Source organism: Microbulbifer sp. MLAF003 (assembly GCF_030012965.1).
GTDB lineage: Bacteria > Pseudomonadota > Gammaproteobacteria > Pseudomonadales > Cellvibrionaceae > Microbulbifer > Microbulbifer variabilis.
Genome location: NZ_CP120232.1, coordinates 1,997,157 through 2,022,055, shown reverse-complemented (window position 1 = coordinate 2,022,055; position 24,899 = coordinate 1,997,157). Strand labels below are relative to the sequence as shown.

Genomic DNA, 24,899 nt, shown 5'->3' with positions numbered 1-24,899 from the left:
TAAAAGCTGAGAAACATGGTACGAAAGTACCTGCGACTAACACTCTTCCAGATTGGCCCGCTGCCTACGAATCAACTCAACCATAGATTTATGCCATTGCGTGAGCCCTTGAACGGTAATTGTTACCGGTTCCCGACCAACATTATGTATCGGTATCAAATTGGGCGCTTCGCGCTTAACCTCAGTATTTGACGGCAATGACAATAGCAAAGTCCAGGCTTGCAGCAGCTGATTTAGCCAACTATCGGGCTGCTCATTCAATTGCTGTAACTCTTTCACCTCATTACTGGCCCTGCCCTGAGTCTCAAGGCTGTCAGCTATCATCTGAAGGGACTCCGGCTCAAAACCCAGCTGCAGCTGATGCGAAAGCTCAACAAGAAAAGCTCTGTATGCTTTCCAGAGCTGCAACACAACCGCCTCCTCAAGTGCGGCACTTTGCAGCGGTGACACATCACTGGTCAGCTGCAGTAACAGCTGGGCTTTGCGCAGAGCCGAGGCAACCTGCCCTGTAAAAGGATTACTCATTTACTTTTTGCAGCTATTTTTTTACGCACTGGCTTGCGCTTCGCTGTGGTAGCCTTACTGCCGGCCTCAACCTGCCAATTACCATCGCGGTAGAAGGCTCGCCACCCCGTTGCCTTGCCCTCCTCCTCAGACTGTACATACTGCTCTTGGGTCTTGCGGCTAAAACGAATTACTGTATCCCGTCCCTGATCATCCTCAACAGGAGCAGAGAACAGAAAAGTGTATTTAGGATCAATCTCACTCTTATGCGGGAGCAACTCCCTCACCAGTGGTGCGCGAGTTTCACGATTTTTAGGGAACTGGCTGGCAGCAAGGAACAAACCCGAAGCCCCATCACGCAGGATATAGTGATCCTCCACTTTTAAGCAGGCCAACTCTGGCATAGATACCGGATCCATTTTCGGGGGAGCCGGTTGGCCATTTTTCAAAAGCTTACGGGTATTCTTACAAGCTTCATTGGTACAACCGAAGTATTTTCCAAAGCGACCGGACTTTAGCTGCATATCACTGCCGCATTTATCACACTCGATAATTGGGCCATCATAACCCTTGATTTTGAAAGTTCCCTGCTCCACTTCATAGCCACTGCAATCCGGATTGTTACCACAGATATGCAGCTTGCGGTGTTCATCGACAAGGTAACTATCCATCGCTGTACCACATATGGCACAACGGCGCTTCTCACGCAGCAGCCGGGATTCTGCTTCTTCATCTTTATCTGCATCCACCGCTTCATCACCAGAAACCAGATTCATGGTATTGGTGCAACGCTCCTTGGGTGGTAAAGCATAACCGGAGCACCCCAGGAAAACTCCTGTGGAGCCGGTTCGAATCTGCATATGGCGGCCGCACTTTGAGCACTCAATGTCCGTATCTGTCGGGGTATTGCGGCGCATGCCCTCGTCAGTTGACTGTGCCTTCTCAAGGCGCGAGGAAAAGTCCTGATAAAACTCATCAAGTAACTGTTTCCAACCCTTATCTCCATCGGCCACCGCATCCAAGGATTCCTCAAGATTCGCGGTAAACCCATAATCCATCAGGTTCTTGAAGCTCTCACTAAGGCGATCGGTAACGATATCGCCCATTTTTTCTGCATAAAAGCGACGGTTCTCCAACCGTACATATCCGCGATCCTGGATGGTGGAGATAATCGAAGCATACGTAGAGGGGCGGCCAATACCACGTTTTTCCAGCTCTTTTACCAGGGCTGCTTCGCTGAAACGGGCTGGGGGCTTGGTGAAGTGCTGTTTCGGGTCCAGCTTTTCCAAAGCCAACTTATCCCCGACCTTCACATCCGGCAACACAAGGTCTTCGTCTTTTTTGCCAGCGGGAGGAGCCACTTTAAGGAAGCCATCAAAGCGAATAACACGGCCTCGTGCGCGAAGCTCAAACTCCCCTGCTGTCACCACTATCGAGGTGGAGGTAAATTGAGCGGGTGTCATCTGGCAAGCAACAAACTGTTGCCAAATCAGGTTATAGAGTCGCTCCGCATCCCGTTCAGCTCCGGAAAGCATATTTGGCGCAATACGAACATCAGATGGACGAATTGCCTCGTGAGCTTCCTGGGCACCTTCCTTGCTGCTGTAGCTGTTCGGTGTGTCAGGAAGATACTTACCACCGTAATTTTCACCAATATATTCACGCGCCGATTCAACCGCCTCCTTACTGAGGTTGGTTGAATCAGTACGCATATAGGTGATGTGGCCGGCTTCATACAAGCGCTGGGCCAAGGTCATGGTCTTTTTGACACTAAAGCCCAGGCGATTACTCGCAGCCTGCTGCAGTGTCGAAGTAATAAAGGGAGCGCCAGGCTTGGAACTGGTTGGCTTATCATCACGACCACTGACTACAAACTCACTGGATTGCAGCTTCTGCGCAGCACTACTGGCATCAGTCTCGTTAGTGGGACGGAATACCTCGCCAGCCTGTTTTTTTACTTCAAGGCGCAGTTTGTTTGCTTTATGTGTCGCCGTATCTGCAAATAGGGTCCAATACTCTTCAGGAATAAATGCACGAATTTCACGTTCACGCTCAACTACCAAGCGCACAGCAACAGACTGTACGCGTCCAGCGGAGAGCCCCCGCGCTACCTTTTCCCAAAGCAGGGGCGACACCATATACCCAACTATACGATCGAGAAAGCGGCGAGCTTGCTGGGCATTAACCCGGTTGATATTTAAACGCCCAGGGTCTTTAAAAGCCTCCTGGATTGCCGACTTGGTAATCTCATTAAAAACTACACGTCGGTAGCGATCATCATTGCCGCCTATCGCCTCGCGCAAATGCCAGGCAATAGCCTCCCCTTCGCGATCCAAATCCGTCGCGAGGTAGATGTGGTCGGCACTCTCAGCAAGCTTCTGCAGCTCACTTACGACTTTTTCTTTGCCCGGTAGAATCTCATAGTGCGCCTGCCAACCGTGATCGGGATCGATGCCCATACGCTTGATAAGCTGCTCGCGGTTTTTCTTGCGCTTGTAAGCTTCCTTTGCCTCAGGGGAGAGCTTGCGAGTTTCAGCTGCACGCCGCGCACGCTCCTTCGCGTCTACGGGTTGCTTGTTACCCCCACCGGTTGGCAAATCGCGAATATGACCGACACTGGACTTCACAACGAAGTCCTTACCGAGGTATTTGTTGATCGTTTTCGCTTTGGCCGGTGATTCGACGATGACCAGTGATTTACCCATAAGCCTTTGATTTCAAATGAAAATTTTACTGCTATCCGAAGCCTTTCAGGTCCCTTCATCGGACCTGTGCTGCGCGAATATATAAGCCTCACTTCCTGCGGGGTCAAGCAAAGCTGACAATTTTCCGTACCAAGTCAGGATTAATTGCCCCTCAAAACCACTTGTGAGAGTGCCTTCCGACGCCAAATTTCGGCAGCCGTACCCCCCTTGAAGACCTAGTCTTCCGGGAGTTTTATCTGGCTCACTTTACGTATTGCTTCTTCTATATGGGGGGTGTATTCCGCCAAAGAGGTAGAGAGCTTTTCAAAGGCTTTATCACCTCCATTTTCACTCCACTGCACCCCCAATCCGATATCTGTAGCAATAACTGCATAGCTTCCGGAGGGTATCGCGTCGAGTAATTTGTGCAGATATTTCCATGCCGCCTTGGGTGCAGCACGACCATTACTCCAATCCCAACTCCCGGCAAAGTTCAGCTCATGCTCCACCCGCTGGCGCTGGAGGGTCCAACCAATTTGCAACCTCTTGCGGTCATTCCACCGGTAGTAATAAACCGCAGCAGTGCCTTTATCAAGCGCGGGGGAAGTGCCTGGATCTGCACTGTAATCCCCTTCTGCGCCGCTCGACCGCGCAGATCAGCCAAGCGGGAGTCACGTTGATTGGGTTTTAGCCACATCACCGGCCCCAATACCAGCGCGATGGCAAAGCCAATAATAATCACCGGCAACCACTGGGACATAACGGCTCCTTAGAGGTAGAAATAAATGACTATTGTGCGGTGCCTTGTGTGATCTATGTCAATCAGTTTTTTTACGGTAGACTGAAAATGTCTGTCGAAAAGTGCACCCAAAGAGCACGTATAAGGGACAGGAGTAAAAATTATGGCGAAATACCAACAAATTTTGGTTGGACTGGACCTCTCGGAGGAATCCTCCCAAGTACTGGATAAGGCCGCCGCACTGGCCGGAGCATTTGGAGCTGAGCTCAGTTTGGTTCATGCCATTGAGCCGCTGACTTTTGCCTATGGCGGGGATATCCCCATGGACCTGTCTGAAGTTCAGGACCAACTTCAAAGCCAAGCCAAGGAACAGCTACAAAAAGCCGCACAACCGCTCAACATTCCCTCCGAAAGACAGCATGTGATCCTGGGACAACCCTCGACTGAAATTCACCGCCTAGCCAAAGACCTGGAAGCAGACTTGATTATTATCGGCAGCCACGGCCGCCATGGGCTAGCACTCTTACTTGGCTCAACCGCTAACGGGGTTTTGCATGGTGCCAAGTGCGATGTGCTGGCTGTAAGAGTGCATATAGATGACGAGTAATTAAATAATGGGCTGTATCAAAAACAGCCCATTCCCTCGCTTATTCTTCACCACCTTCAAGTTCAGACCAACGCTCAAAAGCAGCTTCCAGCTCCGATTGCTTCTCTGCGAGCAAGTTGAGGCGCGCCTGAACCAGGGTTTGCTCCTGTTGATAAAATTGAGGTTCGGCCACCTCCATCTCAATAGCGCTAATTTCATCTTCAAGCTGGTCAATCAGAGCGGGCAGGCTATCCAACTCCCGTTGTAATTTATAACTCAGCTTCTTTTTCTTTGCTGGCGCCTTTTCCCTTACTGCAGACTTCGAGTCGGTCTCTACTGGCTTTGTCTCTTGTTTATCTACTTTTGCATCCGCCGCAAAATTGCCTCCCTGACGAATAAAATCTCCATAGCCACCCACATATTCACAAATTCGCCCATCACCTTCAAAAGCCAGGCAGGAATTCACCACATTATCCAGGAAAGCACGATCATGGCTCACCAGTAACACGGTACCACTGAACTCCAGCAACAACTTCTCCAGCAGCTCCAGGGTTTCTACATCCAAATCATTGGTAGGCTCATCAAGTACCAAGATATTGGCAGGCTGACTAAACAATTTTGCAAGAAGGGCTCGATTACGCTCTCCTCCACTTAAAGCGCCAACCTTTGTTCTGGCCTTAACTCCACTAAAGAGAAAATCCGACAAATAGGACATAACGTGACGACTTTTGCCGCCAACAGTTACGGAGTCCCGCCCCTCAGCAATGTTATCCAATACCGTAAGTTCAGGGTTGAGCTGATCACGGCGCTGATCAAAGTAAGCCACCTGCTGCTTGGTACCCAGGCGTACATGACCGGATTGCGGTTTCAAATCCCCTAGCAACACGCGAATCAAGGTACTCTTGCCGACACCATTGGGGCCGATCAAGCCGACTTTATCACCCCTCAACAGGGTGAAGGAGAGATCCTGAATCAGGGAGGGCTCACCTGGGTAAGCAAAGGAAACATCGGTTAACTCCGCCACCAGCTTGCCGGACAGCTCCCCACTATCCAGGGACATCCGGGCAATACCCTGCTGGCTCCGGCGCGCCTCTCGTTGACGCCTCAGTGCTTGCAGAGCACGGACACGCCCCTCATTACGGGTTCGACGCGCCTTGATACCCTGGCGAATCCAAGCTTCCTCTTGAGCAAGCTTCTTGTCGAACAGGGCATCGTTTCTCGCTTCCTCTTCCAGGAGCTTCTCCTTTTCTTCCTGGTATCGCTCAAACTGACAGCGAAATACACGAAGGTGACCACGGTCCAGATCCCATACTGCACTGGAAAGCCTCTGCGCCAGCGCCCGATCATGGCTGACGAAAAGCAGGGCGCCTCGATAGTTGGCCAGGAATCCTTCAAGCCACTCCACCGCAGCAATATCCAGATGGTTAGTGGGTTCATCCAAAATCAGTAAATCGGGTTCAGTCACCAGTGCTCGGGCCAGGGCTGCACGACGCTGCCACCCCCCGAGAGGTCTGCTACCCGCTCATCTGCTGAAAGGCCCAAACGATCCAGGACACTGTCAATACGTGGTAATAGGTCCCATCCGTGGCCAGCTTCTATGCGCCCTTGCAATTCAGCAGTGGGGGTATCACGATAATCAGCCAACACTGTACCTATTTCACCCAACCCCTTAGCAACATAGCTGTAAACGGAGTCAGTACAGCCCACCGGCAACTCCTGCTCCAATGTCGCCATTACCATACCACTGGCCCGGACGATTTCTCCGCCATCAGGGTCCACCTGCCCCGCTATCAATCGTAACAGGCTAGACTTTCCCTCCCCATTTCGGCCCACTAAACAAATGCGATCACCTCGCTCAATTTTTGCACTGACGTTGTCGGCAAGTACTTGGGTCCCATAGCGGAGACTAACCCCATCCAAAAGAAGCAACATAATTAGGCACTACAATTAACAAACCCGGAAAATGGATCCGCAAGATGAAATACGCGAAACTGTTATTACGGGTCCTGTGGAAAATCCGCTATTTTACGCTTTTTTACCGAGCCGTCTCGCAAACTTGCAAGGGCGCAAATTTTAACAGGGTAACTTTGATGACAGCCGACACAAAGCAATTGACCCTACTCATCTCACTTTTACTTGTTTGGAGCTGCCTTGCTATTCCAGTATCTGCTTTGACCGAAGTCCGTGAACAGGGGCGGGAGAAGGGATCAACTGAGCTACCGGTGGTCATTGCCAACCAGCGTGAGAAGCTGCGTAGCGCCCGGCTTGCGATCAAGCACAACAACCAGCATCAGCTACGAGAGTTGAAAAACCAACTAAAAAACTATCCGCTGGCTCCGTATCTTGAATATTGGGCCATCAGCAGAAAGTTACGCCAACTGCCCTTAAAAGAAATTGACCAATTTCTGACCGAAAATGAAAGCAGCGCTATAGGTGACTGGATGCGGGTCAGGCTACTTAAAGAGCTTGGCAAACAACGCAAATTTGACACTTTCTTAAACTACTACGAACCTGAGAAAAATAATCGCGCCAGTCTGCGCTGTTATTACGCCGATGCTCTAAGCCGTAACGGCAGCAAGGAAGAGGCCTACCGTCTTGTAGGAGAACTTTGGCTGGTTGGGCACTCCCAAGCTAAGGAGTGTGACCCAGTCTTTACCCGCTGGATACGAGATGGAGGCCTCACTCAGGATATGGCCTGGAAACGCCACCTACTCGCGATTAAAGAGGGGAACTTGCCGCTTGCAGCCTATATCTCCAGGAAGATGGAGGATTCCTATAGCCGCAAAGCAGCGCTATTACGCGAAGTGCACAAGTCCCCCAAACAATTGCTCAACTATTCCAAATTTCTAGGCAACCCAAAGCAAAATAAAGATATTATCCTGCACGGTTTACTCAGGTTGGCCCGCAAAGATGCAGCAAGCGCTGAACAAGCTTGGCAGCGCTACAGTGCCAGCCTTCTGTTCAGTGATGCGGAACAGAATGACATGCTCCGTCACTTGGCGCGTCAATATGCACGTCAAGAGGATATGCCCGGCCTGTTACGCCTGACAAAAAGACACACGATCAACGATAATCGCTCTATCGAGTGGCTAGCGCGGCAGTCGCTACGGGAGCTGGACTGGGAACAAGTCGCATTCTGGATCGACAGACTACCTCAAGAAACTCAACAGCATGACCGCTGGCTCTACTGGAAAGCCCGCTCATTGGATGAGCTCTATGGCAAAGAGCGATCAGAGGCTTCCTCAGTCCTATACCGCAAAGCCGCGCGGGAACGCAGCTATTATGGTTTTCTCGCCGCCGATGCTCTGGGACAGAATTACAGCTTCGTTCACCGTCCCGCCCCAATCACACCAGTGCAAGTAAAAGAGATGGCTAATCGCCCCGGCCTACAGCGTGCCCGCGAGTTACAAGCTATTGGTGAACTCTTTCACGCGCGCAGGGAGTGGAGTTATGCCACTAGAGCCATGAGTCATGAAGAGCTACTTGCAGCCGGCAAGGTCGCCAGTGCCTGGGGCTGGTATCACAAATCCATACAGTCAGTACTCGCGGCCGACTACTTAGATGACCTGGAATTGCGCTTCCCCCTGGCCTTTGCGGATATAGTGCGCGATGTCAGTGCCCAGATTGGTCAACAAAGCACGCCACTTGAGCCTTACATGATCTATGCAGTTGCACGCCAGGAGAGCCATTTTAGCCACGATGCAAAATCCAATTCCGGCGCCCTGGGACTAATGCAGTTACTCCCCTCCACCGCCCGTGCCACAGCACGGCGTGCCGGAGTGCGTTACCGTCGCAGTTGGGATTTACTGAGCCCCAGTACCAATATTGCTTTGGGTAGTTTTTACCTGAGCACCTTGCTCAACCGATTTGATAATAATCGATTTCTCGCTGCCGCTGCCTATAATGCGGGACCAACCCGGGTAGCGAAATGGCTGAAAGAAACCCGCAAACGCCTGCCTCACGATGTCTGGATTGAAACTATCCCCTACAGTGAAACGCGCAACTACGTACAAAATGTACTGGCTTATACGGTAATTTACGCTTATCGCAGCGGTACCAAATTGCAACTACTCAGGGAGAACGAGTCCCGGACCAAACTCTGATTAAATTAAGCGTTGCGCTAGCCACTCATCCAGTTGAGACTGGCTGAATGGCCAAGCGCGTACATCATCAGGGTTGCCAAGGCCAACGACTGGAATTGACAAACGAAATCGCTCAAAGAGTTCATCATCATCGGCGATATCAACCTCCTTCAGTCGCAACCCATACTGTTTAAGCAAAGGCCAAATTTCCAACTTGGCCTTTTCGCACAAGGTGCAACCAAGGGTGGTATAAAGCATCAACTCAGCAGATGCACTCATCAGATAACCCCCTGGGTATTCGCCCAATAATAAGCAGCCGCACTCGCTACCGATAATAAAATCAGGCCCAAAAATCGAATACCTGGCCTGCGATCGGTCTCATTACTTATGGGAATATCTTGCAGTTCACCGCCCGGAGTAACAAAAGAGGGCTGGGTAACATCTACAGCCTCCGAACCGCCAGAGGGCATTGCAACAGGCTTCATGATCTCCATTTCCGGGAGGGCCGGACGCACTGCAGTCCGATCAATATCATCTGTGGGCCCTACTACAGAAAAACTGAGGGTATCAAAGCGCAGATCATCGCCTCTGCGCACACGACACTCTGTGATTCTTCGGTTGTTAACATAAGTCCCATTCGCCGAACCAAGGTCGACAACAAACAGTAACCCCTCCCGCACTTCCAAACGAGCGTGGCGACGTGATAAATGGGATAGTGAAAAGGCGATATCGCACTCATCCGAGCGGCCAATAACCGAGCTGTCTTTCACCGGGAAAACCTTACCGGCAATAGCTCGGTGATTCGCCCGCAATGCCCAGGCCACATTTTTAGCCCCAGCAGATTTAAGCTTAGTCACTTTGGGGTCAATAATTTTAAGTATACGGGTACCAACTGTGATTTGATCATCAAGTTTTAACCGGCAAGCAGCCTCTATAGGTTTGCCGTTGACCAGAACCCGGGAGCCTCCAGAAGTGTTGCCGAGAGTTAATTGCTCTCCCTTTACTACGATTTTCAAGTGCAGCTTCGCTACGGAGTCGTCAGCAATAGAAAAGTCACAGCCTTGATCACGTCCTACAGTTACTCCAGGTGAAACCAGCCAAACACTCTGGCTCGGGTCTTTTACATCACAAAGTTTGAGCATTGTTATCGCTCCTCAGCCCGAAATAGACATTAAAAAATAGGCGCTATCCCAGTAAAATTGCTTTAAAACGAGGCACTGTAAGCAACTGTAATAAGCCCTTTTTAGAGTTGCTAATGATTTTAACATGGGCGATATCATTAGCGTGTGATTGGGTTTGCAGCTTACTGCGGCACAAAAGTCTAGTATTCAGCCAATACAGGGATGACCATTGTCGCTGTCACAGGTGTGGTTATTTAAAGTACACTTGCAGCATCATATGAAAGAGATAGTCGGCCTTAGAGCTGGCCATCACCATCGATCGAATTGAGAATACATTACAGGTAGTTGCACGCCAGTGAGTGAAGCCAAAGTACGCGAAGTATCGCGGCAAAGCGAAGTAGTTCAGCGCACACCAGGCACTATACGTAGTGCAGGCTCCACCCATCCTGGCTACCGGCGTGAACAGAATGAAGATGCCTACTGGGCAGATGAGCAGAAAGGCATTTGGGTTGTTGCTGATGGCCTCGGCGGCCATCATGCTGGAGAGCTTGCCAGTAAAACTGTCGTAGAGGAAATTGCCCAGTCCGCATCTACCGACCGCCACTACGAACGAGCGTTGCAGAAAGCCCACGCCCTACTCCTAGGCGACGAACATAGTACCGCCAATATGGGATCGACTGCTGTTGTTCTCGCCGAGGAAGGAGATTACTTTCATATTTACTGGGTAGGCGATAGTCGCGCCTATTTATGGACGCCAAATGAGCAAAATGGTGAGTTCAGCCAGTTAACCAGTGACCACTCCTATGTCCAGATGCTCATGGACTCAGGCGCAATAAATTCTGAAGAAGCAGCTAATCATCCTAACCGCCATGTAATCACACGATGTATCGGTGGCAGTACTAACCCCAAATTAGAAGTAGATCGAGTTTCCTATCGCTGGGCCGCGGGTCAAAAACTACTCCTCTGCAGCGATGGCCTGAGCTCGGAAGTGGCAAATGAGAAGATTACACGAATCATCGCAGAGAATACCGATAATCAACGGATAGTAGATCTTCTTATCAGCGCCGCCCTTGACGCTGGTGGCAAAGACAACATAACCGTACAAATTATAGACGCCCCTCCCCAAGCCCCCACTTTCATAACGAACCCCAACATTCTCCCAGAGGATTTCGACCAAGCCCGTGAAGTGGAGGCAAACAAGAAAAAAATCTGGCAAATTCTGTCAGTCTTACTTATTGCTGCGGGAACCATTGTTACCCTGGCAATTGGGCTTCCCCACCTGATGTGACTGAGCAGCAGCACATAATGGAAGCCATTAATGGCGGCAACTCGCCGCTGCAAATACCTGGCTATCGAATCGTCAGAAAAATAAATCAGGGCGGTATGTCCACAGTGTATTTGGCGATCCAACGTAGCGTAGGACGCCAGGTGGCCCTGAAGGTTATGTCACCGGTTTTGAATGCCGACCCCATTTTTAGCGAGCGCTTTCAGCGAGAAGCCAACATTGTCGGGCAACTGTCTCACCCCAATATTGTTGGCATTCACGATATCGGCCGCTATCGCAGTCTCAACTATATCGCCATGGACTATATGCCAGGCGGTTCAGTATCCGAACGACTTGCAAAAGGTCCACTGGATCCGCTGGAGGCCCTAAATGTCGTGCGACAGATCGCTATGGCATTAGACCACTCCCATAGCAAAGGCTACGTGCATCGGGATCTCAAGCCAGAGAATATCCTGTTTCGGGAGGACGGCTCTGCAGTACTGAGCGATTTCGGAGTAGCACGAGCTGTGGCTCACACCACTCGTATGACCAATAGCGGCATGGTGGTGGGAACACCCTATTATATGAGCCCAGAGCAGGCCCGCGGTGCTGCTATCGACGGCCGTGCAGACTTGTACAGTCTCGGTATAGTTTTTTACGAAATGTTAACCGGTGCAGTACCTTACCAAGCTGAAGAAGCCGTGGCCATTGCTATCAAGCACCTCACCGACCCTATTCCCAAATTGCCGGCGCGCCACGCGCTGTACCAACCGTTAATTGAACAATTCCTCGCTAAAGACCCCAGTAGACGATTTCAACGCGGGTTGGATGTGGCAGATGCCTCAGACCAATTGGTTGCTACGCTTGCTGGCAAACCAGGCCACCAAATTAGCCAATTGAATAATGCTTCCCTCGGCGTATCCAGCCTGGCTCGCGCCCTGCTACTCACTTTATTCAGCAGCCTCGGTGATCGTTTAACCAGCCTATTGCAAACGAAATCAGATCCAGAGAGTACAAACCCAGGGCGCACAGAGCAGGATACTCTGGTACGCCTACGTCAGCTACTCAGTGAACCTAGCAGGCATAGACGCCCCTGGCTTATGAGCGGAGTCCTCACTGCTTCCCTGATTATCTTTTTGGGTATTTTCAGTCTGATCAGCGCTAATACCCATTGGCGAACTGGGTTGCCATTTTTAGATGGGGCCGGCGATTTCTCAGCCAATCTCCTCGGAATCAATACTCTCGGAGACCAAAACACTAGCTTCGCCGAAAACGACACTGCCGAATCGGCAAGGGGGATCATCCTGCCTACCGATTCACCCTCCCCGTCAGCAAGCTTTAGCCAGGAGCCGCACGGAACAAATCAAGTTTCGAAAACCTCCACGTCAGAGGCTTCCAGTGCATTAATTTTACCTGAGGGACCAGAAAACACTTTTACTGAAGAAGTACCACGCGAAAAACAAAACCCAAAATCTTTCGCTCTTAATGTCAATACAATTCCCACGGATACGCGTATTCGTATCATGAACATTGCTCCGCGCTATGAGCCGGGAATTCAGCTGGAACCAGGAAGATATGACCTGGAAATAAGTAAAAAAGGATTTACCAGGGTTCGCCGCTGGATCGAAATTGAGGATCGGGATATTGCACTATCGATAAAACTCAATAAAGCCTACTTTGCTGGCAAAAAAATTCGCTCCAATTTATCTTCAGGGGCCAGGGCCCCAAAATGGTGGTTGTAGGCGCAGGCAGCTTTACTATGGGCAGCAATCGATATAGTTTCAGTAGCCCTGCTCACCAAGTGAAAATTGAAAAAGCATTTGCCATATCCACTCATGAAATTACCTTCGACGAGTATGATCGCTTTGCGCTTGCCACCGGTAACGCCCAACCAAATGATACTGGCTGGGGTCGCAAAGGCAGGCCGGTTATCAATGTGAGTTGGCAAGATGCCCAGAGATATGTCGAATGGCTATCCAGGGAGACAGGACTTAAATACCGGTTAGCCTCCGAAGCTGAATGGGAGTATGCAGCAAGAGGTAACAGCACTCAGCCACTCTGGTGGGGGAGCAGTGATGCACGCGGTAAGGCTAATTGTCGACGTGGTTGCAATAGCGAATTCAATAACCTGTTTAGTGCGAAAACAGGGCCAACAGGCCACTACCAGGCCAATCCATTTGGATTATTTGACACGGCAGGCAATGTTGCAGAATGGGTTCAGGACTGTTACCAACCTGGCTACGATATAAATCAGAACAGCGCCCGCCCACTGGAAATGGCCAATTGCAAGCTACGCAGTGTTCGCGGGGGATCAATGCGTGATCCGGCAAACAAAATTGGAGCAGATTACCGCAAGGGGCTTAATGACCACAGCCGCAACAAAGATGTTGGCATTCGAGTGGTAATGGAACTCAACTGAATAAATACCCTAAGAAATAAAAAAGCCCGAGTGATTTTCTCTCTCGGGCTTTAAGTAAAATTAGACCTTCACTGGCCACCTGCTACTGGTGTGCAGACCGAATCTCCCACACATTATGAATCTTCGGATTTCTTTGGAAATCCTTATCCAGCAACTGCAGGCACTTAACAGAAAAGTCCCTGATTACATCCTCATCCATCCTAAAACTGCGCAGGTTATTAGAAAAAACCAAGGTTCCCCCCGGTGCCAGTAAAGCCATACATTGGCGTACCAGCTTCCCGTGGTCGCGCTGGACATCCAATACTCCACGCATCTTGGCAGAATTAGAGAAACTCGGGGGGTCAAGGAAGATAAGGTCGTAGTGTCCTTTACGATTTTGCTGTGCTGACATCAGCCACTGCAAGCAGTCCGCCTCTACCAGTTGGTGTTTGTAGGGGTCCATATTATTCGCACGGAAATTACGCGCAGCCCAGGCTTGATATGTTCTAGACATATCCACACTAGTACTCTGCACACAGCCCCCCTGGCTGCCTGTACAGTCGCACTGGCGGTGTAGCAGAACAAATTTAAAAACTTCTTACCAGAGGCTAGTTCACGCAGATACTTGCGCACAGGACGATGATCGAGGAACAGCCCAGTATCGAGATAGCTCCACAAGTCGACTTCAAACTCTGCACCATACTCTCGCACCCACAGAGTAGTTCCCGCTTTTGCCTGCTTCTGGTACTGGCCACCTCCCTTTTGTCCACTCTTGTGACTATGGCGACGTCTCTCTTTGATACTGATATTTGCACGGGGCAACTCCAGAACACACTGAACAGCTCGAAGCAAATCACGCAGTCGATTACGGGCTTTTCCTTCATCAATACTGGCCGGAGGGCGATACTCCTGAAGGTGCGCATACAGAGTTCCATCTATGGTTTTGTACAAATCCACCGCCGCTGAATACTCAGGTAAATCTGCATCGTAAAGGCGGTAGCAATCAACACCATTTCTGTTTGCCCATTTGCCGGTAGTTCGCAGATTTTTACGCAGGCGGTTGGCCACCATTTCAGCTTCGACGGACAGCTTACGCGCCCTGTCAGTCGCTTGGCCCGATTCACTCTGCTGGTGTACTTGGAATAGCAATAATTGGCTGGGGATACTGCCGTTATATAGCTGGTAATGTTTATGAGAACGCAACCCGGTGGAGTAGCCCAATTCGGGATTACCAGTGAAAACACCAACCTGCCAACCGGCAAATTCCGACTTTAGTTGGCGGCCCAGCTCCGCATAAGTTTCGCGCAGGGCCTCTTGCTCACCCAGGCGCTCGCCATAGGGCGGGTTGGTCAGCACCAAACCGGGTTTAACCTCTCGATGGCTTGGCACCTTAAAGGATCCTACAGGGCGACAGCTAACCCTAACCTGGCGCTCAAGGCCCGCCCGGTCGATGTTAGCTTCGGCAGCAAATAGCACCTTCGCATCCGCATCATAGCCACGAATCTCCGGCAGTTTCTTTTCCATGCCTGCGGCGCGGCGCTGTAGTGCTTCCTCCCGCAGGTTATTCCAGATATCACTTTGATGATTGAGCCAACGCTCAAAACCAAAGCTCTCTCGAAAGAGCCCTGGAGCGATATCTGCCGCAATCATGGCTGCCTCAATCAGAATGGTGCCAGAACCACACATTGGATCCAGCAGCGCTCCCCCATCAGCTGCGATCTGAGGCCATCGAGAACGCAAAAGCAACGCCGCAGCCAGGTTTTCCTTCAAGGGTGCCGCGCCAATATGGGTTCTATAACCTCTTTTGTGCAAGCTATCACCACTGAGATCGACAGCAATATCTAACCTGTCGCGGTTGAGACGTAAAGCCACCGTGAGATCTGGATGATGTTTATCAATTGTTGGTCTGGCACCAGTCTGGTTACGCAGGCGATCGACAATGGCATCCTTGGTCTTTTGTGCGCCAAACTGGCTATTGCGAATCTCACGGTTTGTCCCCGAAAACTGCAGCCAAAGCTTGCCAGACGGCCGGATATGTTGTTCCCAGGGCTGTGCAGCAACGGCCCGATACAAGTCATCTGCACTGCTGATACGAACTTGCTCCAGTTGCAACAAAATACGATTCGCCAGGCGACTCCAGAGGCAACAACGATAGGCTACCTCAAGAGAGCCAGAGAAATGCACTGCCGCAGGCTGCTCCCGCCTGATATCAGCACCTAGAGTGCGCAATTCCTCGACAAGTAAGCTCTCCAAGCCTTTGGGACAAGTCGCAGTAAACTGAAATTCTTCCATATGAGGGTCTGTCAAAACTATTACTCAATTAACCCCTGCAAAATGGGGGATTTCGCACCTGTAGGTGCCAATTTGAAAAAGAGGTTGCGCAGCCATCAGAAAATTGGGGTCACCTTCCTCTCAGCTATTTAAAATCGCCACCTTTCTGGCGCGATTATCCCATTTTGGCTCGGCTCCGCCTACGCCAGGCTCCTCCTGGAACACAGTGTCCATTTAGTCATATGATTTTTTATGCCCAAATTAATACCACTCACAGGTTACTGAGTCAGATTTTCCGATCGCCCCACCTTCACAGTATTCTTGGAATGTGGAGGAGTGACAGGAATCGTACGTGGCTGCCCGAAGGAAAGATTCACTAGACTCAAAATATTGATGCAATAAAACTGTAACGAGCATCCATCACGCCGCGTAGCAATCCGAACATCTACAAGCAGAGGTGCCGTATTGATGAGACGCCAAAAACGCAATCACGCCGACAGGGCCTTCTACAAGGGTTATTTGGCCGCCCTAAACAATAAGTCCATTGACAGCTGCCCTTTTGTCGAAAGCGATCCCCATCAGGAATGGGTAAACGGCTGGCGTGAAGGGCGGGAAGACTACTGGAACGGCTTTGATAGGATTACAAAGGCGCAAAAATTGGAGATCTATGGCGCTATTTCCACCGATATTCAGTATCCCGATGGGTGGAGTACTATTTAGAACACATAACCTGAGCGTTTATCTACAAAACCAAGCCCAAAATAGATAGTGCGCCTCTATGCAGGCGCGCTAAACATTTGCTCACCACCCAGCTCAATCAGAATTTCTCAGGCTGGGCGCTTCGACCTCTAATCATCTTCCGAGCGACGGCGGCGCTCCAACGCAATAGCCTCCACTGCCTCACGAATCAGCCTAGGCCCACGGTAAATAAATCCGGTATATACCTGTACAGCTGTAGCCCCAGCGCGAATTTTCTCAGCAGCACTATCCCCATCGAAAATGCCACCAACACCAATAATTGGTATCTGCTTTTCCAAGGCCTCGGATAGCTGGGCAATCACCTGGGTGGAACGCTGCTGCAGTGGCTTGCCACTAAGTCCCCCTCCTCCGTACCATGCGGCAGATTGGAAACCAATGATTTATCGATAGTCGTATTGGTCGCGATTACACCGTCAATGCTGTATTCACACAGCGCTTCGGCAATCTGCGCAATGGCATCACCATCCATATCCGGAGCAATCTTCACAGCCACCGGCACATAGCGGTCACTCTTTTGAGCTAACTGCATCTGCTTGTCTTTGATACTTCCCAGTAACCGGTTGAGGCTGTCGCCAAACTGCAGGTCGCGCAGTCCCTTGGTATTGGGAGAGGATACATTGGCAGTAATGTAATCGGCATAGCGATAGACTTTCTCCATGCACAGACAGTAGTCATCTGCGGCCTTCTCCACCGGTGTATCGAAGTTCTTGCCCACATTGATACCCAGTACACCTTTGTAGCGGCGATGTTTTACACGCTCGATCAGGTAATCAACGCCAAGGTTATTGAACCCCATGCGATTAATAATGGCGTCAGCCTCTTCTACTCGGAACAATCGCGGTAGAGGGTTGCCGGGCTGTGGCCGCGGAGTCACAGTACCCACCTCTACAAAACCAAAGCCCAAAGCCCCCAATCCGTTGAAAGCCTGCGCATTCTTGTCCAGACCTGCGGCCAGTCCCACAGGGTTGGGCAGGGTCAACCCCATCAGCTCTACCGGATCGTGCGCTATCGGCTTCTTAAACAGGGACATTAAGCCGAGGCGCTCGGCGGCACCGATCGCATCCAATGAGAGGTGGTGGGCCCGCTCAGGGTCGAGCGCAAACAAAGCTTTACGCAGAGTCGAATACATACCTTTCCTTAAATAGGAGCCAGCCCCACCCACCAGATGGCAACAAGTGGAGCCATGTGTTTTAGCATACAAACGAGAGGCCACCCAAGGGTGGCCTCTCAGCAAGCCTGGCTAGCTTACTCTGCCAGATCTTCGCGATCAGCAGTGGCATGGGCGAGGTACATTAACTCGCGCAGGGCCACGGTGAACATCGCAAAGTCACTGACAGCGGAAGCCTTCAACTCGGCAATCATATTGTGCCAACGCTGAATAGCTGGCGCCATGATAGCGCTCCAGCGCGACATTGCACTATCTACATCCAATTTCTCATCGCCGGCCAAGCGCATAATGTTCACTGCCAGCGTCGAGAGTTGGCTATCCAGATCATCCATACTGGTTTCCCTGGCCTGTGCCTGCCAGAAACTATCCACCGGCAAATCCACGATCAGATTACCAAACCAGTGCAAATTCAACTCATCAGAGAGCCTGAAATAGACAGTGGCCACCTCTTCTACCGGTCTCTCGCTGGCGCGGGCCGATTCGGAAATACCGAGGGCTGAGTACAGATAAGTGGGTGATGCCGACAATAGCGCCAAAGATTCTGGTACCCCTGCTTCCAGCAGCTTCTGGTAACGCTGCTCCCATTCGGTGAGAGGGTCGCCGCTCAAGACTTTCGGCAAAGCCTTGATTACCCGCTGCACCGACTCCTGGAACAACTCGCAGTTTTGTGCCGGCTCCAGCTCACTGCGACGATTGCGCAGGAACCAGCGCGTAGCGCGTCGAACCCGACCGATCATTGAATTCAGCAGTTCAGTTTGCAGCTCAGCGGGCACTTTGTAATCCAGTTCCGCCAGCTGCTCCTGAAACTCCGGCATTTTGTAGACATCGCGGGCACTGACATAAGCTGCTGCAACATCATTTACATCTGCGCCGGTAGCCGTACTGATGCGGTTATAAAAGGTAATACCCATACTGTTGACCAGTTCGTTGGCCACCTGGGTGGATACTATCTGGCGCAAGAGTGGATGCTCGTAAACCTGCTCTTTATAGCGCTTAACCAGCTCTGCCGGGAAGGCGGACTCTACAGCTTCGCGCACGCGGGGGTTGTCGGTAATCTCTGCGCCTTGCAATTCCTCTTTGAGCTTCACCTTCACGTAGGAGATCAATACCGACAGTTCTGGCCTTGTTAGGGTCTGCCCTTTGTGCACGCGTTCAGAAATCTGTTCATTGTCAGGGATAAACTCCAATGCGCGATTCAGACGGCCATCATCCTCAAGCGTGTTAATCGTGCGGCGATATTCATCCAAGCGCATGGAAACCTGGTACTCAGCCACGCTCAAGGCTCGAGTCTGATCATAGTTATTGTGCAGCACAAGATCGCTCACAGAGTCAGTCATGCCATGCAGCAACTGGTTTCGCTGTTTGTCGGTCAGGTCTCCACTAGCCACAACCTTATCGAGCAGAATCTTGATATTCACTTCGTGGTCCGAGCAGTCCACGCCGGCAGCATTGTCAATAAAGTCGGTATTACAGCGACCACCATTAAGCGCAAATTCAATTCGCCCGCGTTGGGTCATACCCAAATTACCGCCCTCACCAAAGACCTTGGCACGCAGCTCAAGACCATTCACGCGCAAGTGGTCATTGGACTTGTCCCCAACTTCTGCATCTGATTCGGTAGCTGCTTTAACATAAGTGCCAATACCACCGTTCCAGATTAAATCTACCGGTGCTCGCAGCAGCGCACTAATCAACTCATTGGGTGTAAGTTGATCTTCTTTAATATCGAAGGCTTCCTTCATCTCCGGAGAAATCTTGATTGCCTTTACACGGCGCTCAAAGATACCGCCACCTTTTGAGATCAGGTCACGGTTATAATCGCGCCAACTTGAGCGCGGCAAATCAAATAAGCGCTTGCGCTCTTCAAAACTCGAGGCGGCATCCGGGCTTGGGTCAATAAAAATATGCATGTGGTTGAAAGCGGCTTTCAGGCGAATATGTTCAGACAGCAACATGCCATTACCGAACACATCCCCTCCCATATCACCGATTCCCACTACGGAAAAGTCCTCTCGCTGGACATCCACTCCCATTTCACGGAAGTGTCTCTGTACCGACACCCAGGCACCCCGGGCGGTGATTCCCATTTTCTTATGGTCATACCCCTGGCTACCACCTGAGGCAAAGGCATCGCCCAACCAAAAGCCATAATCCTCAGCGATGCTATTGGCAATATCAGAGAAAGTTGCAGTTCCCTTATCAGCAGCCACGACCAGGTAAGGATCATCCTCGTCTCGGCGCACCACCAGCTTAGGCGGCACTATCTCACCATCTTTCAGGTTATCGGTAATATCCAATAATCCACGGATAAATGTTTTGTAGCAGGCAATACCCTCTTCCATCAGAGCTTCGCGACTGCCGTCCGCCGGCGGACGACGCATCACAAAGCCTCCCTTCGCTCCGCTGGGCACAATCACTGCATTTTTTACTGCCTGGGCTTTAACCAGCCCTAGCACTTCTGTACGGAAATCTTCCAAGCGATCCGACCAGCGCAGGCCACCGCGTGCCACCTTACTGCCACGTAGATGCACCCCCTCTACCCTCGGCGAGTAGACAAAAATTTCAAATTCAGGACGTGGCTCCGGGATACCGGGAATATCCCGCGGGCTGAATTTAATTGAGATGTAATCTTTAGGCTCACCCTCTGCGTCAGTCTGGAAGAAGTTGGTACGCAAAGTCGCAAGTATCAGCTCCAGATAGCGGCGCAACACCAGGTCTTCATTCAGGTTTTCGACACTATCGAGATTGTCGTGAATCTTGCTAATCAAACGCTCAACCCGTGTCTGCTCCTGCTTGCCTGTGCTGAGTCGCGGATCAAACAGGGCACGGAAAAGAGCTACCAGGTTACGGGTGATTTCCACGTGGCTGGCAAGAGTCGCGGCAATATAACTCTGACTGGCACTGGATTTGGTCTGCTTGAGGTAGCGAGCGTAAGCTCTCAGCATGGATACTTCGCGCCAGTTCAAACGCGCGGCAAGTACCAGGCGATTAAAGGCATCACTCTCGGCGGTATGATTCCAAATAGCGGCAAAGGCGTCCTGGAATAAACCCCGGGATGCCTGTGCATCAATCTTGGTGGGCAAACCGAACTCCAGGTGGAATTCGTGCATCCATACATCGGTCCCACCACAGGGACGAATGGTATAGGGGAATTCACCAATTACCCTTAAGCCGAGGTTCTCCAACACAGGGATTACATCGGAAAGAGTGAGGCCGCTACCCCAGTTAAACACTTTAAAACGCAGGCTGCCCTGGGCCGCACCAACCGGCTGGTAAAAACTCATTGCCACCCGATTATTTTCACTGAGCCCTTGGATCGCAGCTACATCCTGTACGGCAATTCGCGGCTCAAAATCCTCGCGGTAGCCAGCGGGGAAGGCACGGCCAAAGATGCGGAAAAGACGATTGCCCTCTTCCTCACCGCTGCTGTCAATAAGTGATCTCTGAAATACATCTTCCCAGGAGCGGGTTATATCCACAATCTGCGCCTCCAACAGCGCCACATCTATATCTACAGGCTCATCGGGTGAAACACGGAAAACAAAGTGCACCCGGGCGAGAATCGACTCGGAGAAAAAGGTAGTGAAGTCTGAATCCTTGGCCTTGATCGCCTTGGCAATATGGGAGCAAATCAGTTCACGTACACTACTGCTGAACTGCTCCCGCGGTACATACACTGTTGCAGTGACAAATTTGCCGAATGGATCGCGACGCATAAACAAGCGGATATGCGCGCGTTCATTTAAGCTCAGCACCCCCATGACTACATCGAATAACTCCTGGGTACTGCCCTGGAACAATTCATCGCGGGGAAAAGTATCCAGAATCCTACGCAGTGCCTTACCGTCGTGACCATGACCGGAAAGACCACTGGACTCAATCATAGAAGCCATCTTGCGGCGTATAATCGGTATTTTCGCCGGGCTTTCAGTGTAAACCGGAGAGGTATAGAGCCCCATAAAGGCAGACTCTCCAATCACCTCACCTTCAGCGTTATAGCGTTTGACCATCACATAGTCAGAATAAGCACTGCGATGCACTCGGGATTTAACTGAGGACTTGGCAAAAGTTAAGTAGTTGGGGCCTTGATAAAAGCGCTGCTTACCTTCGCTAAACGCTGTCTCAGGCATGGGGGCTGCAGCTTCTTCCAACTTTTTGAAAATCCCCAGGCGGCGATCTTCCACCTCGCTGAGAATTTTCTTATCACCTACCTGGCTAAACTCATATTCCCGATACCCAAGAAACGTGAAGTTGCCATCTCGCATCCATTGCATGAAGGCACAAGCCTCCAGCAAATTAGTTTCATCTTCGGATAGCCCCGCACGCAACTGGCCCTCCATCGCACTACAGGTCTCGAGCATTGGCGCGTAATCATCGACCACCAGCTCTACATCGCCAAGTATATCCTTTAATGCCGACGACAAACTGGAGGCAAACTCTGTTGAGGTATCATGATTTACCTCAATATAAATCAGCGCCTCATTGAGCATCTTGGCGGGTTTGTGCTCTTTTCCTGAAACGTGCTCATAAGAGAGATCGAGAGATTCATCGCGGGGCGGAAGCAAGTGCTTCAATTTACCGCCGGCATTGCGCTCAAGATGCAAGACTGTGCTCTTGATCGAGTGAATAACCGTATTTCTTTGGTTGACCTCCATACGTACCGAGTCAACCAGAAATGGCATATCTCGTACAAGGATGCCAATCACCGTATGTGAACACTCCCAGCCATCATCCTCCAGACGCGGATTGAAGATACGCACCTTAGGTAAATCATCTGAGCGCTGCTGAATAAAGTTCCACCAGGAATAGATGCAACCGTAAACATCCACCAAGCGCCGGCCTTCCAGGTCCTCCAGTGGATACTGGTGCAGGAACTGCTGCGCAAAAGCCACAACAGGCTCCGCTTCACTCGCCAGCTTGTCACGAATCAGCTCACAAATTTGTGCCACCAATTCCTCACGGCTATCGGTAATCACCGTCGCCATATTCACGGGGAACCTCCCAATCTCATTTTTGTCACATCGAATCCAAAGACTGCAGATCCGAAAAGATAGTCATCTCATCCCTGTGTGCTGCAGGAGAGAGTCCTAAAAATTAAACTTTCACTTAGCCTTCGGGAAGGCACCAGAGCCTCCTCGAATTATGTCGCTTAACAAGTGTGTGCGTGCTCAGTGGTTGCCTCTTCATCTGATGCCGCTAAAATCGACGTGCCCCACCTTCTTGGCGGCGACTATATATAAAAGATGGTAGATAGCCACCCAAATCGACAGGGTAGGCGCAATCGCAAAAGAAGAGACGCTATGGAAGCAAACCGGAATTTCAGAGATCGCATTATCGCATTGGGCAACTGGCTGGAAGAGCAGATTATCGGTCAGGAGACACTGGTTAATCGCATATTGATTGCCTTGCTTGCGGATGGCCACCTGCTGGTTGAGGGCGCCCCAGGCCTCGCCAAAACCAAGGCGATTAAAACATTGGGTGAAGCTATTGAGGGAGACTTCCATCGCGTTCAATTTACGCCAGATCTGCTACCGGCAGATATTACCGGCACCGACATCTACAGGCCGGAAACCGGAGAGTTCCATTTTCAACCCGGACCGGTATTTCACAACCTGATCCTGGCCGATGAGATAAATCGCGCGCCGGCCAAAGTACAGTCGGCGCTGCTGGAGGCCATGGCCGAGCGACAGATCAGTGTAGGCCGCAAAACCTATCCGCTACCGCAATTATTTTTGGTGATGGCCACCCAAAACCCTATTGAGCAGGAGGGGACTTATCCTCTACCTGAAGCCCAATTGGACAGATTCCTGATGCAGGTGAATCTTGCCTACCCCAACGCAGAGGCGGAAGCAAAAATCCTGCGGCTGGCCAGATCCGAGGCTACTCTTGGCGAAAATCGCCCCTCAGATATTATTAACCAGGAGACAATTTTCCAGGCCCGCAACCAGATTCTGGAAATGCAGATGGTTGAAGCTGTGGAGACCTATACTGTCCAACTTGTCATTGCTACGCGCGAACCGGCGAAGTATGACAGCGAGCTGGCTTCATGGCTAGATTTTGGTGCCAGTCCGCGAGCAACAATTGCTCTCGACCGCTGTGCACGCGCACGAGCATGGCTCGCAGGCCGAGATTATGTTACACCCGATGATGTTATGGACGTGGCACCAGATATTCTTCGTCACCGCTTGCTGCTTAGCTTTGAGGCCGAGGCCGCTGGTATCACGACCGACCATGTCATCCAACGCCTTCTGCAGCAGGTACCGGCAATCTAATGCACGCGGCAACCTCCCCAACGGAATTCGACTTACGCGGGGCTTACCCAGAGGTGGGCTCACTTGTACAAATGCGATATGTTGCACGCCAGCTGCAATTATTCAAGCCGCGCCTTGTACGTAGCGACCAAGCAGGCAACCTGCTGACTCGCTACCGCGGACGCGGGATGAATTTTGAAGAGGTGCGAGACTATCAGGCTGGCGATGATGTCCGCTCTATCGACTGGCGTGTAACAGCCCGCACAGGAAAAACCCACACCAAGCTTTATCAGGAGGAGAGAGAAAGGCCCGTTATAATCCTTTTGGATCTGCGTTCGCCAATGTTTTTTGGCAGCCATCGAGCCTTCAAGTCTGTCGCTGCAAGTGGAATTGCCGCAGCACTAGGCTGGGCTGGGCTCCAGCACAGCGACCGCATTGGCGCCCTACTTTTTTCCGACCGCGAAATAGATACAGTCAGACCGCGACGCAGTCACCACGCAGTGCTGTCAATGATACATAGTACCGTGGCCAGAGCTGCAGAATTGTGCAGTCCTGTAGCGGAAAGCGGCAGCCAAACCATGAAAAACCTTCTGGAAGAGACTCGGCGTATCGCCCGCCCCGGTAGCGCTTTATTTCTGATTAGTGACTGCCATGATCTGGATGCCCACTGCTCTCAATCCCTATACCTACTATCGCGACATGCGGATTTACAAGTGATTCGGATTACCGATCCACTAGAGCTACATTTACCGACTCAATCACTCACGATATCCGATGGTCGCCAACGCACATTTCTGAATGCAGGCAACAAGCCCCTGCGCGATCATTTCGCAGAAAAGCAGGCGCAAATACGGACCGACGTCGAACAGCTTTGCCGCCGACACCGATTGCCATTGCTGGATTTTGATAACACCAAGCCCCTAGTGCCTGAGTTGATATCATTCTACGGCTCACGCCAACAAAATGGTTGGCATAAGAATAAAAGGCAGTAGCTGTGACGGATAAGGATGCAAATGTGTTTTTGGTGCTAGAACTCTATTTCGCAGGTGAGATGGCAAAGCCTTCGATGGGG

At 51.1% G+C, this 24,899-nt stretch carries 15 protein-coding genes and 3 pseudogenes; 8 read left to right on the top strand and 10 right to left on the bottom strand.

All coding sequences use genetic code 11. The features are described from left to right. Positions 1-36: 36 nt before the first annotated feature. The 4 genes from P3339_RS09880 to P3339_RS09865 form a co-directional block, all read right to left on the bottom strand. The gene (locus P3339_RS09880) at positions 37-525 is read right to left on the bottom strand and encodes a DUF6586 family protein (RefSeq protein ID WP_020413101.1); all 489 of its coding nucleotides are present in this window, start codon (positions 523-525) and stop codon (positions 37-39) included. After that, positions 522-3,209 carry a type I DNA topoisomerase gene (gene topA, locus P3339_RS09875; RefSeq protein WP_282953261.1) on the bottom strand — a complete coding sequence of 896 codons (2,688 nt, stop codon included), beginning with the start codon at positions 3,207-3,209 and terminating at the stop codon, positions 522-524. Before topA ends, P3339_RS09880 begins: the two co-directional genes overlap by 4 nt. A 215-nt stretch (positions 3,210-3,424) precedes the next feature. Further along, on the bottom strand, positions 3,425-3,730 hold the full coding sequence (locus P3339_RS09870) for a hypothetical protein (protein WP_282953260.1): 306 nt from the start codon (positions 3,728-3,730) through the stop codon (positions 3,425-3,427). Further along, entirely contained in the window at positions 3,682-3,948 is a 267-nt protein-coding gene (locus P3339_RS09865) for a hypothetical protein (RefSeq protein ID WP_282953259.1), read from the bottom strand. The genes P3339_RS09870 and P3339_RS09865 overlap by 49 nt, the downstream gene beginning before the upstream one ends. 142 nt (positions 3,949-4,090) lie before the next feature. On the opposite strand from P3339_RS09865, the gene P3339_RS09860 reads away from it, so the two are divergent. Then, positions 4,091-4,534 carry a universal stress protein gene (locus tag P3339_RS09860; protein ID WP_020413104.1) on the top strand — a complete coding sequence of 148 codons (444 nt, stop codon included), beginning with the start codon at positions 4,091-4,093 and terminating at the stop codon, positions 4,532-4,534. A 40-nt stretch (positions 4,535-4,574) separates the two neighbouring features. Here P3339_RS09860 and P3339_RS09855 read toward each other — a convergent pair. Further along, positions 4,575-6,445: pseudogene (locus tag P3339_RS09855) on the bottom strand (ATP-binding cassette domain-containing protein). Positions 6,446-6,603: 158 nt separating this feature from the next. Here P3339_RS09855 and P3339_RS09850 point away from each other — a divergent pair. Continuing rightward, positions 6,604-8,616, top strand: a complete 2,013-nt coding sequence (locus P3339_RS09850) for a transglycosylase SLT domain-containing protein (RefSeq protein WP_020413106.1) — start codon at positions 6,604-6,606, stop codon at positions 8,614-8,616. On the opposite strand, the gene P3339_RS09845 is transcribed toward P3339_RS09850, so the two are convergent. Further along, positions 8,617-8,874, bottom strand: coding sequence for a glutaredoxin family protein (locus tag P3339_RS09845; protein WP_020413107.1), 258 nt, complete (start codon positions 8,872-8,874; stop codon positions 8,617-8,619). Then, on the bottom strand, positions 8,874-9,737 hold the full coding sequence (locus tag P3339_RS09840) for an FHA domain-containing protein (RefSeq protein WP_282953258.1): 864 nt from the start codon (positions 9,735-9,737) through the stop codon (positions 8,874-8,876). The genes P3339_RS09845 and P3339_RS09840 overlap by 1 nt, the downstream gene beginning before the upstream one ends. Before the next feature lie 334 nt (positions 9,738-10,071). Between P3339_RS09840 and P3339_RS09835 the strand changes: the two genes are divergently transcribed. The 3 genes from P3339_RS09835 to P3339_RS09825 are packed head-to-tail and all read left to right on the top strand — an operon-like array spanning position 10,072 to position 13,399. Then, positions 10,072-11,004 (top strand): PP2C family protein-serine/threonine phosphatase, encoded by a 933-nt coding sequence (locus P3339_RS09835; RefSeq protein WP_282953257.1) that lies wholly within the window; start codon positions 10,072-10,074, stop codon positions 11,002-11,004. A gap of 17 nt (positions 11,005-11,021) precedes the next feature. Next, complete coding sequence (locus P3339_RS09830) at positions 11,022-12,722, top strand: serine/threonine-protein kinase (RefSeq protein ID WP_282953256.1); 1,701 nt, start codon at positions 11,022-11,024, stop codon at positions 12,720-12,722. Continuing rightward, positions 12,710-13,399, top strand: coding sequence for a formylglycine-generating enzyme family protein (locus tag P3339_RS09825; RefSeq protein ID WP_282953255.1), 690 nt, complete (start codon positions 12,710-12,712; stop codon positions 13,397-13,399). The genes P3339_RS09830 and P3339_RS09825 overlap by 13 nt, the downstream gene beginning before the upstream one ends. Positions 13,400-13,481: 82 nt before the next feature. On the opposite strand, the pseudogene rlmKL reads toward P3339_RS09825, so the two are convergent. Then, positions 13,482-15,670, bottom strand: a pseudogene (rlmKL, locus tag P3339_RS09820) (bifunctional 23S rRNA (guanine(2069)-N(7))-methyltransferase RlmK/23S rRNA (guanine(2445)-N(2))-methyltransferase RlmL). Between the two features lie 447 nt (positions 15,671-16,117). Here rlmKL and rmf point away from each other — a divergent pair. Beyond that, positions 16,118-16,369: a ribosome modulation factor gene (gene rmf, locus P3339_RS09815; RefSeq protein WP_020413112.1), complete on the top strand. Its 252-nt coding sequence runs from the start codon at positions 16,118-16,120 to the stop codon at positions 16,367-16,369. 128 nt (positions 16,370-16,497) lie between these two features. On the opposite strand, the pseudogene P3339_RS09810 reads toward rmf, so the two are convergent. Continuing rightward, positions 16,498-17,537: pseudogene (locus tag P3339_RS09810) on the bottom strand (quinone-dependent dihydroorotate dehydrogenase). Between the two features lie 116 nt (positions 17,538-17,653). Next, positions 17,654-22,561, bottom strand: a complete 4,908-nt coding sequence (locus P3339_RS09805; RefSeq protein WP_282953574.1) for an NAD-glutamate dehydrogenase — start codon at positions 22,559-22,561, stop codon at positions 17,654-17,656. A gap of 315 nt (positions 22,562-22,876) precedes the next feature. On the opposite strand from P3339_RS09805, the gene P3339_RS09800 reads away from it, so the two are divergent. Both P3339_RS09800 and P3339_RS09795 read left to right on the top strand, forming a co-directional pair. Next, positions 22,877-23,848 (top strand): AAA family ATPase, encoded by a 972-nt coding sequence (locus tag P3339_RS09800; RefSeq protein WP_020413115.1) that lies wholly within the window; start codon positions 22,877-22,879, stop codon positions 23,846-23,848. After that, positions 23,848-24,819 carry a DUF58 domain-containing protein gene (locus P3339_RS09795; RefSeq protein WP_282953254.1) on the top strand — a complete coding sequence of 324 codons (972 nt, stop codon included), beginning with the start codon at positions 23,848-23,850 and terminating at the stop codon, positions 24,817-24,819. The genes P3339_RS09800 and P3339_RS09795 overlap by 1 nt, the downstream gene beginning before the upstream one ends. The last annotated feature ends 80 nt before the right edge of the window (positions 24,820-24,899 follow it).